Raw genomic sequence first — 15,648 nt, 5'->3', positions numbered from 1 at the left:
GAAGCGTAGAGAACTCCAATCTTCCCAGGTCAGAGGGCACCTCGCCTTATTTCACAACACATCCATCAGATTTCCCGCCGTGGATTCAGGCTGAGTCAGGTGACAACATCAATCCCGACAGGCTTCTGCGTGAACACCTACAGCTCCTGCGTCGGGACGCTAATGGGGGGCGGGGCATGTCGTTACGAGCTGTGGAGCATAGGCTTAAGATCAAGCGATCTACTTTCCATAGCTGGTTGCAAGAAGACGGGCCCATTCCTACTTGGAAACAACTGGAACCAATCGTCGAACTCCTTGGAGGGGATAAGGATCAAGTTCGAGTTCTGAGGGAAGCCGCCATCTCTCACAGAGAACGGAGGCACCCATCGACTCAAGCCGTGCAATCCTCCGCTATCGCCTCGTCACGAAGCGACGTTCAGGACTGCAGCGACCCCAATATTGCTGAAGCTGCGCCCATCTCCGTATCCCGAAATGGGCGTGAGCCATCGCAAGGCGAGCTGCAGATGGGAGAGAAGCGGTCCAAATTTATGACTGCGATGGGCCTGATAGTCGCTTTCGCAGGCTTGTTCCTGATCTCGGGATCCGGCGCTAGGCTGATGGGCGTTTCTGGCCCTCTTCCAGCCGTCGAAGCGGCCGTTGCTTCGCGGCAAGCGATCAAGCCCATGCCTTCTGCGAAATCCAATCCGACTATCGAGTTTCTCAAAAAGAAGGCAGATCACGCATCCTCAGAGGCGCAAGCGGTACAGGCCGAGATCGAAGCGTTGGCAGCCGCTCAGATGCCTGGCGATCGATCGAAAATCGTCGAACGTATCAGAGAGCTGAGCTGGAAGAAGTCCGCCCTTGAAGTCGAGGTCGGGTATCTCCGCCGGGCAATTCGTCAAATGACAGATTAACTTCGGGATATTCTGGCTTGGCCCAGCGGCGAGAGGGGATCGAGGCTCGGCTGAGCAGCTAATTGAGCCAATCGCCCAATCGTGATCAGGGAATTGAGCCAGGCCACGACGGGCACGAGAGGTAGTGGCTCCGCCATCGCGTGCCAGGTTTATGCAAAGGAGGATGGGAGCGGAGTCGTACAAGAGCCTGAGGCCCCGACCAGCGGGCCTGAGACGATCGCCTGGCTATGGCGGGGCACCGTTCGTGGTTGGGGGCGATCGGCGCCATGTCACCTCCTTCGTCGGCAACACGGCATCGAATACCGTCGCGGGCCAATCACCTGCAGGCCGGTCATCTGGCGGTCAGGCTGACCACAAGCCCTTGCTGAAGCTCCCATTCAACACATAGCGCCCGAATACCCCTGTGCCGCTCGAATATTGAGTTACGTTGCCTGAGCTGCGGCTATGCGGCGGCGTGGTATTCGTTGATCATTCCGGTGACGACGGGTTTTCGGCGGATGAATCGCAGGTCGTTAAGTTCAGTCACGTCCCGGGCGGCCTGCGTTGCGATGTCCGGAGGACGTTGTTGGCGCGACTGGTGCGGCCGGTGCCCGTTGTAGTGGATCAGATACTCGCGGAGCACGAAGGTCAGGTGGCGTTCGTTGAGGATCAGGATCCGGTCCAGGAGTTCGCGGCGCAGGGTACCGATAACGCGCTCGCAGATGGCGTTCATCCTCGGCGTCCGCCGCAGCGTCGTGACCACCCTCAGCCGTTCGGCGGTGAGGACCTGTCCGAAGGCGGAGGTGAAGAGCGGGTCCCGATCGTGGATCACGAACCGCAGCCCGGCAATGCGGTCACCCAAGTCCATGAGCAGGTTGCGGGCTTGCTGGGCCGTCCATGCTCCGGTCGGGTTCGCGGTCACTCCGGCCAGGTGCAGTCGCCGGGTGCCGTGCTCGATGAAGACCAGCACATACAGCCGTTTGAGTAGCACGGTCTCGACCACCAGGAAATCGCACGCGATGATCGCGTGGGCTTGCGCGGTCAGGAACTGCCTCCAGGTCGGCCCGGCCCGGCGGGGCGCCGGATCGATGCCGGCGGCGTGCAGGATCTCCCACACCGTGGAGGCCGCTGTCGAGTAGCCCAGGCGCGCCAGCTCACCCTGGATTCTCCGGTGTCCCCAGGTCGGGTTCTGCTGCGCCATCCGCACGATCAGTGCCTTGACCGGCCGGCGAGTGCAAGGGCGTCCCGGGTGTCGTCTGTCGGTGAAGGTCCACTTACGCCTCACCAGGGTGCGATGCCAACGCAATATCGTCGCCGGGGTGACCGGGAACACCTCCGCCCACCGGCAGCGGCGGATCAGCCGGGACAACGCCGCGAGCCAGAGCCGGTCGACATGACCCCACTGCGGTCGACTGCCGAGTTGGCGGCGGAGCACCTGGTTCTCCTGACGGAGCACCAGCAGCTCGACATCCTTGGACAGATCAGAGCGGATCAGCGCGGTCAGCAGGCCGAACAAGCCCCTCACTAACCGGTAGACAAGCGACAACAGCACCTCAAGATGGTCGCAGCCACTGCCCTGATCATGCAGCGATACCCCAGCTCACAGCACGAAACCGTATTTTCGAGCGGGACACCTGCTCATCGACCACGACGCCGTGGTCGCCGCGCTCGCCCTGCCCTACAGCAACGGGCCAACCGAGGGCGTGGTTAACAAGATCAAGCTCCTGAAGCGGCAGACGTACGGCAAGGCGGGATTATCGCTGCTCCGCAAACGGATACTCCTCGCCCAGAAGCACCACGGTTAGTTACCACAGGAATCATGGCAGAGCCCCTGGAGTGATACCCCCCACCCCGGCGACGATCCTGCGGAAGGTTAGGGTTCCGCCGTTTGGCGAGGGTGCCACAGGCGGCGGAATACGCTCGGTGTCATGCCGACGACATCGCTGAAAATGCGCGTGAAGTGGGCTTGGTCGGCGAAACCGAGCATCACGGCGACCTGCGCGAGGGGCATGTCGGCGTGACGCAACAGGTTCGTGGCCCGGCGGATACGCAATATGCGCAGGTATTCGCCGATCGTCTGCCGATGGATGCGCCGGAACACCGATGCCAGGTATACCGGATGTACGCCGGCCTCGCGGGCGAGGGCCGCGGTGTAGTGGCGCCGATTCGGCTCGTCGTGCAGTTTTTGCACCACCCGATCGAGCCAGGCCGGTTGCGGTTCCGGCCGCTCGGGATGGTGCAGCGCGCAGCCCGCCATCTCCAGCGCCAGGTTTTCCGCGATCAAGGTTGAGCATGGCCGCCAGTGCCGAAGTTCGCGTAACAGCCGGCAGGCGAGCCACACGACTTTCGTCCCTTGTTCGTGGAAATCGCGACGCGCTGGCCCAGCTTCGGCTAGCACATCCGTCCCTTCCCGGGTGAGTTCGACATTGAAGAAGCGGCCACCGCTGTGTCCCACCGTGTCATCGTGAATGACACCTGGACGGTGCCACCAGACGGTCAACGGGTCGTATTCGTGGCGTCGGCCGTCGTAGGTCTCGGCATAATGCCCTTCGACCAGCAAGCTGAAGTAGCCGGCCTGGTGCGCGTGGGTCGGCAGTACGCGTCCGCGGGGATGGTGGATTTCGGACAGCACGAACTGCGGCGAGGCATGCGTGCGCACCACATCGCCATAGAACTCGCCGAGGGCGAGATCTCGTGGGCGATGGCATTCGCAGTCCACCTTGCGTTCGTTCAAGACGAATACCTCCAGCGGCCTCAGGCTTGGCCGTCATGCAGACCAATCTAGGCGACCTCGATCCCGAGTCCGTCCCGGCCGATTCCTCCCTGCCTTCCTATCTGCAGGCGCGTACCTTGCTGGCGGGGGCGATAGAAGCTGTCGGGGGTGAAGGCAACATCCGCCGACTGCGCAATGTCTCGCTGAGCTACACCGGCTATCGCAACATGATCAACCAGAGTCGGCGAGCGTTCCCGCCCTGGGATCGCGAACCCGCCAGCGGCACCGTCGTCGTCGACCGTGAGGGCGGGCGGATGTTCGCCGAGAACTACACGTCCTATCCCGGGATCGGCCGGTTCGGCGGCGCCTGGGCGCTGAAAGGCGATCAAGGTGCACACTGGGAGCCTGCCCGTAACCACCATGGCAGCGAGGTCATCGGCCATTACTCCAGGCGCGACGCCGATGGGCCCTGGGCAATGATCCCGCGTTGGATCTCGCCGCTGATGCTGCTGGATGCCTGGGACAGCGGCATCAACCTGCGTTCGCTAGGCAGCACTATGCGTAATGGCAGGCTGATGCATGCGCTGGCTTGGACCCAGCGCGACGGTGTCACTATCACCCTGCTGGTCGACGCCGGTAGCGGAGCCTTCAGCGGATTCGAGTCGATCCGCGATTGCGGCGTGTACGGCGATGTGACCGACCGCGTTGAATACTCGGGCCAGCGCTCGGTTGGTGGCGTGTGCTTCCCCGTGCGCCGCACGGACTGGTTCAACGGCGAGATCGCCCGCGAACTCGCCCTGGACTTTTCCGTAGATGCCGAGCTCGCGGACAGCCAGTTCGAGTTACCGCCCGGCTATGGGCAGCCGCAGGAAAGGGACACTGGCGAGCGTCTTCGAAGCGTTGCCGATGGCGTGTACCTCGACACCCACATGGGCGGCGTCATGATCGTCGAGTTCCGTGACTTCCTGGCGGTGGTCGACTGCCCGGACGGTTTCCACGCCGCTGATTCGACGATCGTGGCGCTGCGCGATGCCTTTCCGAACAAGCCGGTGCGCTACGTGGTGCCGAGCCATACCCATGGCGACCACGGCGGCGGCGCTCGGGCGTACTTCCACGCGGGCGCGACCTTGCTCACGACGCCCGGCCACGTTGAGTTCTATCGCCAACTGGCGCAGGTGCGCCGGACCATGGCGCCGGATCCGTACGTCGCGATGGGGAGTGGCCCCTCGATCGAGGACTTCCGCGGCGAGCGCGTGATTTCCGACGGGAGCCAGACCATGGTGCTCTACGACATTGGCCCGAACGCGCATTCGGAGGAGCTGACCATGGTGCACCTGCCTAGGCAGGGCATTGTCTGGCAGGCCGACGTCTATTTCTCGCCGGCCACCGGCCGCGGTGTGAATCCCGCGATGCCGATCGGCATCGATTTCGCCAGAAAGCTGAAATCGCTTGGCATCGACGACTTCACAGCGCTGCTCGAAGGGCACAACAGCCGCATAGTCACGAGTGCCGAGTTCCGCCGCGCGCTGGCGCTATCGGACTATCACAACTACTGACCCGGCTGCTGGTCAGCTCAAACCGGCTCACCCGCAGGGCACAAGCGAGCCGACCACGGCGACGATGAGGCTTAAACCCATTGTCCCGACGCTGTTGGCGATCTTCCGGGAGGAAGTTCAGGCTGGAGGTGGCGGCCGGACTGCGAGCCGGTCGACGTCGAGAAGGGCCAGAGCGATGTCACTGCGTCCACGAGCGCGTGCGGGGATTCCTGCGAAGACGGCGGAGTTAGCCTGGAAGGCGTGTCCGAAGGGCACACCGGCGATGCTGGTCCGAGACCGGCTCGGGGAGATCTTCGAAGATGAGGAGTTTGCCGGCTGGTATCCGGTCGATGGGCGGCCGTCGCTGTCGGCGGCGCAGCTGGCGCTGGTCAGCGTGCTGCAGTTCACCGAGGACTACTCCGACCGGCAGGCGGCCCGTGCCGTCGCGGTGCGGATCGACTGGAAGTACGCGCTGGGCCTGGAGTTGGAGGACACCGGGTTCGACTACTCGGTGTTGTGTGAGTTCCGGGCTCGGCTAGCCGAGCAGCCCGAACGCGCCGACCGGCTGCTGGGCATGATGCTGGATCGCCTGCATGCGGCCGGGCTGGTCAGGGGCCGGGGGCGGCAGCGCACCGATGCCACCCACGTGCTGGCCGCGGTTCGGCAGGTCAGCCGATTGGAGCTGGCCGGGGAGAGCGTACGGGCAGCCCTGGAGGAGTTGACCGAGGCGGCCCCGGCCTGGCTGGCGCCGCTGATCGAGCCGGAGTGGGCGCGCCGGTACGGTCGCCGGGTGGAGATCGGACGGGTGCCCGGCGGCAAGCAGGCCATCATCGCGCGGGCCGAGCAGATCGGCCGGGACGGCCTGAAGATCCTCCAAGCCGTGTGGGCCGATGACGCTCCACCCCGGCTGCGCGGCCTGCCGCAGGTGGAGATCTTGCGCCAGGTGTGGCTGCACCATTACTGCACCGACGAGCACGGCGCACTGCGCTGGCGGGAAGGCAGTACGCTACCGCCGGCTTCGCTGCGTTTCGATTCTCCCTACGATGTCGATGCGCACTGGTGCGTCAAACGCGGCACCGAGTGGAGCGGCTACCGGGTCCATCTGACCGAGACCTGCGATGATGACCTGCCACATCTTGTGGTGCACGTGGCCACCACCATCGCCCCGGTCCAAGATGGGCAGCTCACCGAGCACATCCACGATGACCTGGCCACCTCCCGGCTGGCCCCGGCCGAGCACGTGGTGGACGCGGCCTACCTGTCACCCGCACGCATCCAGCGCGCCGACCAGGTCCATGACATCGCCTTGCTGGGCCCGATCGCGCCCGACCCCAGCGCGCAGGCCAAGGCCGGGAGCGGGTTCGACAAATCCGCCTTCGTCATCGACTGGGAGCATCAGGTGCCATCTGCCCGCGCGGCTCGCCCAGCCGCAGTTGGGGACCGCTACGGATCAAAGGACACGACTACATCCAGGTCCGCTTCGACACCGCCACCTGCCGGGCCTGCCCGGTCCGTACCTCGTGCACGGCATCGCCCGACCGGCCCCGCGCACTGGCGCTGCTGCCCCGCCCGCTGCACGAGATCCAGGCCCGAAACCGCGCCGACCAGGCAGATCCAGCATGGCAGGCCCGCTACGCCATCCGCGCCGGGTGCGAATCGACCATCTCTGAGAATGTCCGGGTTCGCGGGCTACGTCGCACCCGCTACCGAGGGTTGGCCAAGACCCACCTTCAGCACGTGCTCACCGCCATGGCCTGCAATGTGGCCCGCCTGGGTGACTGGCTGAGCGCCACCCCCCGGACCCGCCGCCGGGCCAGCCGCTTCCACACCCTGTGCCAGGCCCTCATCGCCCCCACATAGAAGATCGCCAACAGCGTCTTGTCCCTTCCGGATGAGGTTGGCATAGGGGCTTTACTGTATGTGCAGGTTCTCATCGAGCACGGCACCCGGAGACTGCACCTGGCCGGAGGCACCGCCCACCCGACCGGGGCATGGACGGTGCAGCAGGCCTGCAACCTGGCGATGGACGTCGGTGACCTGCGGGTGCCGATTAATCATCCGGCCAGGTCAAGCCGCATGCCGATATTCCTTCAGGATGCCTCCAAGTCGATCACGTCGATTGATGTGAGCTTGTAACCCGTAGGGCTCTGGCACGAATCCGGTGGTGACGGTGAGTTAGGAGAGTAGGATCATCTGTCTGAGCAGCGGGAATCCAGCGCGGCCATACATAGTCCTCTTGATCAACTTCGTCTTGGTGTTGACGCCTTCCATGGGGCCATTGCTGTAGGGCAGGGTGAGCCCGGCGATGACGGCATCGATGTCCTTTTCCAGGCCGTTGGTGTAGCTGTGGAGGGTGGGGAGGTCGTCGGTGCGAACCTGTTGGATCCAGGCGGGCAGGTTGTGGCCGTGTCGCTCGGTGAGGATGTCGGCGAATTCGCGGACCCGCGTGGCGAGGGCGGTCAGGTGCGGGCAGGAGGCGACGAGGTCGTCCAGGTGCCGTCGAATGTGGTCGGGCAGGTCGCTGGGCCTTGTCATGATCCAGGAGGTGAGGCGCCGTGGCGGAGGCGGCGTGCGGTCGGGGTCGGCACGTCCTTGGTTCAGGTAGCGGACCAGCAGGTTCGCGCTGCCGGGGTAGCCGAGTCCGCCGTGGACACGCCGCCTCAGCGCAGGCCAACCGCCGGAGATGGAGATCCAGCACCACCGCCCGTTCACCTACAGGTCGATCATGCAAGCGACGCCAGTGCCGGCCATGCACACGGCTGGACGGGCACCCGCACACCGGGCAAGCCACAGGCTCGGGACGGACCTGCGCCGTCACCCGAACGACCTGACCCTCAACCGCCACCCGGTCGACCAGCACCGCCCCAGCCCGGCGAGGAAAAACGATCTCCAGAAGATCAGAGTCACACCGTGATCATCTTGCCTTACACCACTCACCGTCACCACCGGATTCGTGCCAGAGCCCCTACAGGGATACCCCCCTGAGGTTGTCACTTCAGGAGTGATACCCCCTGCCGCGCTTCCAGGCGGCGTGAAAGAGCGGCGGGCGCATGCGCCCGCCGCTCACGGTCTAGACGGGCACGAGCGACCAGAAGTGGTTGTCGTTGTTGCCGTCGAGGGTCTGCTGGTCGAGGACGGACAGCGCGGCGGTGGTCATGTTGAGCACCTTGTTGCTGTGCCGGTTGACCAGGGCGTACGTTCCGTCGGCCGCGCGGCGCAGCCGCCACGTGAGCGTGGCGGCGGTGAAACCGCCGCAGGCCGACTGGACGACCTGGGTGCCGGCGGTGGTGTTCGCCGCCTTCAGGTTCAGGCACATGCCGCTGTTGGCGTTGATCACATGCCAGTAGTCGGAGATGGTGGACTTGCGCAACGTCCACTGCTGGTTCTTGGCGCCCGAATGCGCCTTGTGGACGACCGACGCCCCCGCTGTCGTGGCGGCGTCGAGCACTTCGGCGTTGTCGCGGCTCTTCACACCCGCCAGGTAGTAGGTCTGACCTGCCTGCGGACCCGGTTCGGTGCTCCGCGTGAACTTCCAGAGCTGGTCGGCCGTGCCGGTGAAGGGGCGCTGCTCCAGCGGCGCCGGGTGGGCGCCAGCGGCGGTCAGCGCCAGCCCTGACAGCCAGTTGATGATCGCGTAGCTGCCGTCCGGCTGCGGAAGATAGGCCCAGCGCATGCCGTCCTGGCCGTTGCAGGTGTACTGCAGGGCCTGGGTGCCGGGGGTGGTGCCGCTGTAGGCGCTGTCGGCGCACAGGCCGCTGCCGGCGTTGGCGAGCTGGAGGCCCGTCCGGTAGCTCATCAGCCACTTCTGGCTCCGCGCGCCATTCGGCGGGCGCTGGCTCAGCCTGGTCAGCCTGGCGTTGGAGCCGTCGATCGGCTCAAGTGCCCCGCCGGTGGACACATTGGTGACCACATAGGTGGAGCCGACCGTGGGGTGGGCGAGGGCGTCCACGGTGTCGCCCTTGACGAGGAAGTCGTTGTTCGCGGTGTTCCAGTGGGTCGCCAGATAGCTGCCCGCCGCGGGGGCCAGGTTGAAGTAGTCGTCGCGGTTGCAGTCGGGCAGCCGGCGGTCGTTCCACTCCAGGCAGTTGAAGGTCGGGGTGCCGCCGTAGCACATCATGCTGAACTGGTCGGTGCAGTGCCCGCTGTTGTCGGTGTGCGGCGCGCTCGTCTGTACGGCGCCCAGCATGTGGCCGAGCTCGTGGGCGATGGCGTTGGGGCCGAAGCAGTTGGCCGTCGCGTCCACTCGGGCGTAGGCGAGCGCGGTGTTGTTGTAGTTCTCGGCGCCGGGCCGGTCGTCCACGTACCGCTGGCCCACGCCGCAGACGACGGTCGCCTCGGAGAGCATCAGATACCTGCGGTCGGCCTTGTTGTACCCGAGGGCCTTGACCGCGGTGATGCCGTCCGCGAACGTGGCCAGGGACCCCGCGGGCACCTCGACGCGGCGTACGGCGATGCGGCAGCCGCCCCCGCTGACCGCCTCGGTGGCGTAGCGGATGTGCCGGCTCTTGCCGCTCTGCGCGGCGGCGTCGTTGTAGACGTCGTCGGCGTTGGCCAGCCAGGCCTGGAACATGGGAGAGAGCAGGTCGTAACGGTCGGGCATGGCCGGTTCGCGGACGTAGAGCACCTCGACCCGCTTGCCGCTCACCCCGTCTCCCACGCAGGGGATCCCGGCCGGCGCCGCCTGGGCCGCCGCGGTCGCCTGGCTCTTGGTGAGCTCTTCGGCGCGCGGCCCGGTACGCTCGCCGAGCCGCGCACCGGGGAACACATCGTTGTCGCAGGTCACTTCGGCCGCCATGCCCGCGCACGGATCGGCCGGAGCCGCTTCGACGGGGGAGGGGGTGAACCCGCTCGTTCCCGTGACCATCATGAGCGCTGTCACGGCAATGAGCGCTGTTCGTCTTGCTAACACCTGTGGAGCCTCCCGATCATGCACAAACCGGTCTGGTCGAAATTCGATGATCAACGTACCCGGTAAGACATGCTGACCAATAGGGTCAATTAGGAATGCTCGGATCGCCAGGCCGTTGCGGTAGGCGTAGGCCACGGCCTGCACCCGGTCACGCAGGTCGAGCTTGGTGAGGATGCGCGACACGTGCGTCTTGACGGTGTCCCGCTCGGAAATACGGTTTCGTACTGTGAACTGGGGTTTTGCTACGTGATCAGGACGGTGCCTGCGACCATTGCGAGGTGTGGGGCTCGAATACTCGACTCGCATGGTGACCTGCGGCTTCTGGCAAGCGGACGGATCTTGAGCGCCACTGTCTAAGCGAGCGCTCAAAACGACTTGTGCGGTCGCTCAACTCGATTGAGCGACCGCACAACATTGCTTGAGCGATCGCTTAAGAGATGATCTTTCCTCGCCAAGGACCTGCAGGTGAGACCGTCGGACGGAATTTTCGGCACTCGCAGTGATCGGGCGAGCACGCCCGTGGTGATCAACCCGCCGCATGGATGGCCGCGTCGGACAGGGGGTATCGACGCCCACCTGGATGGCGATGGTCAAGCCGAATCCGACGGTCACCGCGTTACGGGCGCGCAGGCCGCGGCGGCACGGAGTCGTGGTAGCCGCTGTGTGCCGGCTCCTCACGAAGCTGACGGGCACTGGGGCGCTCCTGGTACAGATGCGCAGGAACACCGGCGGGCGGAATGAGATAGACGGTTCCGTGACGGCCGATCGTTGGTGTCGGCCCGGGATGGAACCTGCGAGTGCCGAAAATCTCGTTCGACGGTCTCACCTGCAAGTCTTTGATAAACAAAGATCAGCTCTTAAGTGGACGCTCAAGCGATGTTGTGCAGTCGCTCAATCGAATTGAGCGACTGCACAAGCCGTTTTGAGCGATCGCCTTGACGGCGACGCTCAAGATCCGCGCGTCTGTCAATAGCTGCAGGTCACCACGTGAGTCGAGTATTCGAGCCCCACACCTCCCACATGAATACGCCCAGGTCGCATGAGGAGACACAATATTCGGCACCCACAAGGTACGGGCATGACGCCGTCTCATCAGATCGCGATGCCGGCGCAGGACGGTGTCCGGTTGGATGAGCAGCCGCAGCCGGCGCAGGACCTCCCGGGGCAGTGAGGTCAGGAGCGCGGCCAGGAAGGCTCGGTCCTCGGGTGCGAATCTCACTCGGGTGTCGGCGCTGAGTTGGCGTTCAAGGACGGTGATCTGGTGACGCAGGACGGGGATCTCCACGTCCTTCTCCCGATCTCCCATGGGCGGTAACCACAGTGAGGCGAAGGCGTTCGTGACGGTGAGGTAGGCCAGGCGAAGGAGCACGGCCGATTATCGCGCCGCGCTTGGTCCGTCTCCTGGATGGCTGAATTTCGCGTCGCCACGCGAAACCCTCATATGGTCATGACCTGGACGAATGTGATTATCGGCAGGTGCAGACCTCGTGCCGCAGGATGAGGATCTCCATGTTCTTGGAGGCGTCGCTACGGAGCAGCAGCGTCAGCTAGCCCATTATGCGGTAGAAAATCATATAGAAGAAACGGAGAGTCACGAGCTTCGAGCATGCCCGATCCAGGCCACTGCTCCGGTCAGGGAGCCGAGAGAAACCCGCAGCTCACGACCGTGAACGAGTATTGACACCCTTCAGGCATTTTTCCCAAGGTCAATCAGGAACTGGATTCGTCTGAGGTAGCTGACCAGGTTTCACCGAAGCGAGCTTGGCGAGGTGGGAGCGGATGCTCTGGACGTCGACTCCTCTTTCCTCGGTCAGGTCGGTGCCGAGTGAGGTCAGGATAGTTAGAGCTTGGGACCAGTGGTGGTGGGCCTGGTCGTGCTGGCCGAGTGCGGCATAGGCATAGGCGATGCCATCTTGGGCACGAGCCTGGTCACTGGCGTCGGAGAGTTCCGCCAGGACGAGCGCCTGGCGGTGGCAGTCGAGCGCCTGATCCGCGTGCCCCGAGTCATGATTCAGTCGGCCCAGAGCGTGAACGGCCTCGAATTGCCAGTTGCTGTTGCCGATCTCTCGTGCGAGGTCAAGGGCCTGCTGGTAGCTCTCGCGGGCTTGCTCGTACTGCCCTTGAACACGGTGCAGGTCGCCGAGGCTGCTGAGGCTGTGGAGTTCGCCGAGCTGGTCGCCTGTTTCGCGCGCCAGGGTCAGCGCCCGGGTGAAGCATCGCGTGGCTGGCTTGTTGTCCCTCCACCCGAGGTGGAGCTGCCCTAGGCCGATTAGCGCCCGCAGTTCGCTGGTGGGGTGACCGATCGTTTGGGCGATGCTCACCGCCTGCTTAAGGTACTCAGCGCCCTGCTTATGCCGTCCCATCAACCGGTGAACGTTGCCGAGCGCGACCAGTGTGTCCAGTTCACCGGTACGGTGGCCGATCGCTCGGGCGATGTCCAGCGCCTGCGTGAGGTACTCAGTGGCACGGATGTGCTGTCCTTGGACCGCGAGGAGCATGCCGAGGCCGTTCAGTGCCCGCAGCTTGCCGGATCGGTGACCGGTGGCCTGGGCGATCTCCAAGGCCCGGGTGGTTTCGTCGATGCCCAATTGGTACTGGGCTTGCATGCGACGGATCTCACCCAGCGCGATGAGCGCCTTCATCTCGCCCGTACGATCCCCGGTTGCATGGGCGGCGGACAGCGCTTGCAGATGGAGGGTCTTGGCTTCGGTGTACCTGCCGCGGGTGCGCAAACACCGATGCAAGGTGGCCGACAGGTGCAGAACCTGGCGGTGAAAGCCGTGCTTGGCGGCAAGTTGAGTGAGAGCGAGCAGGTTGGCCAGTTCCGCTTCCAGCCACGCGCTGGCACCCGCCGCATCGGGCATGGACGCCGTGCTGGAGGGAAGGCTCGGCCGCATGTCGGCTTCGTAAGGGTAGAAGCGATCCATTGTCGCCGAGGCGGCACCACAGTAGTGGTCAAGTAATCGGAGCAGTACCGTGCGCCGGTCGATCTCGGACTCCTCCGCGGCGACCGTGTCGGCGGCGTGAGCCCGAATCAGATCATGGAATCGGTATCGACCGGGGGCCGTCTCTTGCAGGAGGTGAACATCGAGCAACTGCTCCAGAAGCTCGTCGGCCTGCGCGACGGTGCTGGCGAACAGGGAGGCGGCGGCATCGGATGCGATGTCCATCCCAGGGTGCAGTCCCAGCAGCCGATACGCGTGTCGTACGTCATGGGAGAGCTCCCGATAGGAGAGCTCGAGCGCGGCGGTAACGCTGCGCTGCCCGGCGTGCAACTCACTCAGCCGACGGCGATGCTCCTCCAGCCGCTCGAGCAGATGCGTCACGCTCCAGGTGGGATGAGCTCTCAGCCGGGCAGCGGCCAGCCGAATCGCCAGCGGCAGTAGCCCGCACCGCCGCACCACTTCAGCCAGCGTATCCTCTGGCACACCCTCGACACGCTGCTTCTCCGCGGTTGCGGTGAACAACGCGATCGCGTCCGGGAGCGGCAAGACGTCCACCGACACCGTACGGATGCCGTCCAGGCCGACCAGCCGGCGGCGGCTCGTGATCAGGACCAGACAGCCTTCCCTGCCGGGCAACAGCGGCCGGACCTGGTCTTCATCGGCGGCGTTGTCCAGCACGATCAGCATCTTCCTGCCGGACAGCACACTGCGGTACAGCGCGGCTCGATCATTGAGACGCTGCGGAATCGACTCTCCGGGAACGCCCAGCACATCCAGGACGCGGGCGATCGTGTCGGCTGGGTCCGCCGGAGCCATGCCGTGTGTGTAACCGTGCAGGTCGATGAACAGATCCCCGTCGGGGAAGAGGTGGGCGAGCTGGTGCGCGGCGTGAACGGCCAGGGCGGTCTTGCCGACCCCCGCCATGCCATCGATGGCGGTGATCGCGACCGTTGCCGCATCGCTGATGCCGCCGAGCATGGCAAGTTCCCGTGACCGGCCGACGAACGCCGCCACATCGGTCGGCAGTTGCTGCGGTGTCACTCGAGTCAGGTGAGGACCTTGCGGGGTTTCATTTGCAGCGCGCGCCAGGACCGACACCTCTCCGGCATCCAGGCCCAGAGCGTTCGCCAACTGTCTCATCGACGTGTTGCGCGGCCGGCCCAGATCGCCCGCCTCCAACCGGCGAACGGTACGGACGTTGAGCTCAGCCTTTGCCGCCAGCTGCTCTTGGGTCAGCAATGCACGCTCACGCCAGGCTCGTATCAACGCGCCCAGCGCCGACCCCCTGATCGGAGCGCCGGTCTCGGCACCTTCATGCGCTCCCGATGACATGAGCTACCTCCCGCGGTCACCCTCCTGAACCAGGAATTGAGACTATGCCAGTCGAACCGGACCAGTCGCGGCGAAAGCCCAAGACCCAAGCCGTGGGCCTTGTCGTGGCTCAGCAGGCGGCGGCCTGACGGACCCGATGTACCAGCAATGGAAGGATGAGGCCCGCATCCGCACGGGGTGATCCGCAGCTGATCCCGGTCGCCGGGCAGTCGACCAGCAAGTGCGCGCTGATGGTTCACCTATGCGTGATCATCACCAGAGAACTGGTCTTTGGCGGCACCGCCGAGGACCTGGGCGCTCTGGCCGGAGGTTTCGTGCCCTCCCAGGCTGCCGCTTGATCATTGCTGGCAACTCCTACACAGGCAAGACCACTCTGGCCATGTGACTGCAGCCGGACTGATCGAAGCTGTAAGGGGCCAACCTGGCGTTTCGCCGTGGCGGACTGAAGGCAGGCCAGGAGTTCGGTGACGCCGGCGAAGCGACGCAGGGCTGCTATGGGGACGCCGCCGTCCTGCTCGAGGTGTACGGCCTTACCGATCCTGTGCTGCTCGAATAATGAGTTATGTGGTCTGAGCTGCGGTAAAGCGGCGTGTTGGTATTCGCCGATCATGCCGGTGACGCCGGGTTTTCGGCGGATGGGTCGCAGATCGTTGAGTTCGGTCAGGTGCCGGGCGCTCTGCGTTGTGACGTTCGGGAGGACGCTGGTACGCAATTGGTGCGGCCTGTGCCCGTTGTAATGGATCAGATGCGCATGGAGGACGAGTGTCAGATGGCGTTCATCAAGCATCAGGATCCGGCCCAGGAGTTCGCGGCGCAGGTGCCGATGACGCGCTCGCAGATGGCGTTCGTCCTCGGCGTCCGCGGGAGCGTTGTGACTGTCCGCAGCCCTTCGGCTTTGAAGACCTTCCGGAAGGCGGAGGTGAAGAGCGTTCTCGATCGTGGATCAGGAGCCGCGGCCCGGCGATGCGGGCACCTATGTTTATGGCCAGGTTGTGGGCTTGCCGCAGGGTCCAAGATCTGGTCGGGTGTGTGGTTACTCCGGCCAGGTGCAGTCTCTGGGTGCCGTGCTCGATGAAGATCAGCAGATACAGCGCTTTGGGCAGCAGCGTTTCGACCACCAGGAGATCACAGGCGATGATCGCGTGGGCTTGGGCGGTCAGGAACTGCCGCCAAGTCGGCCCGTCCCGGCGCGGTGCCGGATCGATGCCGGCGGCGTACAGGATCTCCCACACCGTGGAGGCCGCGATCGGGTGGCCCAGGCGAGCCAATTCGCCTTGGATTCTCCGATGTCCCCCGGTCGGGTTCTCCCGCGCCATCCGAGTAATCAGTGCCTTGACCGGCG

At 64.9% G+C, this 15,648-nt stretch carries 9 protein-coding genes and 4 pseudogenes; 6 read left to right on the top strand and 7 right to left on the bottom strand.

Going from position 1 to position 15,648, the window contains the following annotated elements; genetic code table 11:
* Positions 1-893, top strand: an 893-nt coding sequence (locus tag C4V41_RS64350; RefSeq protein ID WP_235030362.1) for a helix-turn-helix domain-containing protein, incomplete at its 5' end; no start/stop codon positions are given.
* A gap of 442 nt (positions 894-1,335) precedes the next feature.
* Here the strand turns inward: C4V41_RS64350 and C4V41_RS25140 are convergent.
* Positions 1,336-2,424 (bottom strand): integrase core domain-containing protein, encoded by a 1,089-nt coding sequence (locus C4V41_RS25140; RefSeq protein ID WP_103958354.1) that lies wholly within the window; start codon positions 2,422-2,424, stop codon positions 1,336-1,338.
* A 64-nt stretch (positions 2,425-2,488) separates the two neighbouring features.
* On the opposite strand from C4V41_RS25140, the pseudogene C4V41_RS60840 reads away from it, so the two are divergent.
* Positions 2,489-2,677 (top strand): annotated as a pseudogene (locus C4V41_RS60840) (transposase); the annotation flags it as partial.
* Positions 2,678-2,745: 68 nt separating this feature from the next.
* On the opposite strand, the gene C4V41_RS60835 reads toward C4V41_RS60840, so the two are convergent.
* On the bottom strand, positions 2,746-3,606 hold the full coding sequence (locus C4V41_RS60835; protein WP_146103777.1) for a helix-turn-helix transcriptional regulator: 861 nt from the start codon (positions 3,604-3,606) through the stop codon (positions 2,746-2,748).
* Between the two features lie 35 nt (positions 3,607-3,641).
* Here C4V41_RS60835 and C4V41_RS25125 point away from each other — a divergent pair, with 35 nt between their 5' ends.
* The 4 genes and pseudogenes from C4V41_RS25125 (at position 3,642) to C4V41_RS63150 (ending at position 7,256) form a co-directional block, all read left to right on the top strand.
* Positions 3,642-5,141: an MBL fold metallo-hydrolase gene (locus C4V41_RS25125; RefSeq protein WP_103958351.1), complete on the top strand. Its 1,500-nt coding sequence runs from the start codon at positions 3,642-3,644 to the stop codon at positions 5,139-5,141.
* Between the two features lie 64 nt (positions 5,142-5,205).
* Positions 5,206-5,625, top strand: a pseudogene (locus C4V41_RS66165) (transposase); the annotation flags it as partial.
* Positions 5,626-6,488: 863 nt separating this feature from the next.
* A complete protein-coding gene (locus tag C4V41_RS66160; protein ID WP_407670041.1) occupies positions 6,489-6,980 on the top strand; it encodes a transposase in 492 nt (163 codons plus the stop codon).
* Between the two features lie 60 nt (positions 6,981-7,040).
* Positions 7,041-7,256, top strand: coding sequence for a hypothetical protein (locus C4V41_RS63150; RefSeq protein WP_200824208.1), 216 nt, complete (start codon positions 7,041-7,043; stop codon positions 7,254-7,256).
* Positions 7,257-7,295: 39 nt separating this feature from the next.
* On the opposite strand, the pseudogene C4V41_RS25110 reads toward C4V41_RS63150, so the two are convergent.
* From C4V41_RS25110 to C4V41_RS63145, 5 genes and pseudogenes are all read right to left on the bottom strand, one after another.
* Positions 7,296-7,760 (bottom strand): annotated as a pseudogene (locus tag C4V41_RS25110) (transposase); the annotation flags it as partial.
* A 430-nt stretch (positions 7,761-8,190) separates the two neighbouring features.
* Entirely contained in the window at positions 8,191-9,999 is a 1,809-nt protein-coding gene (locus tag C4V41_RS25100; protein ID WP_160150385.1) for an RICIN domain-containing protein, read from the bottom strand.
* Between the two features lie 138 nt (positions 10,000-10,137).
* Positions 10,138-10,230 (bottom strand): annotated as a pseudogene (locus C4V41_RS64345) (LuxR C-terminal-related transcriptional regulator); the annotation flags it as partial.
* 1,505 nt (positions 10,231-11,735) lie between these two features.
* Complete coding sequence (locus C4V41_RS25090; protein ID WP_103958348.1) at positions 11,736-14,306, bottom strand: ATP-binding protein; 2,571 nt, start codon at positions 14,304-14,306, stop codon at positions 11,736-11,738.
* Between the two features lie 235 nt (positions 14,307-14,541).
* On the bottom strand, positions 14,542-15,093 hold the full coding sequence (locus C4V41_RS63145; protein ID WP_200824207.1) for a hypothetical protein: 552 nt from the start codon (positions 15,091-15,093) through the stop codon (positions 14,542-14,544).
* Positions 15,094-15,648: the final 555 nt, after the last annotated feature.

The sequence above is a fragment of the Nonomuraea solani genome, assembly GCF_900108335.1.
Lineage (GTDB): Bacteria > Actinomycetota > Actinomycetes > Streptosporangiales > Streptosporangiaceae > Nonomuraea > Nonomuraea solani.
Note: the sequence above shows the minus strand (reverse complement) of the source record. Positions and strands in the feature narration are given on the sequence as shown.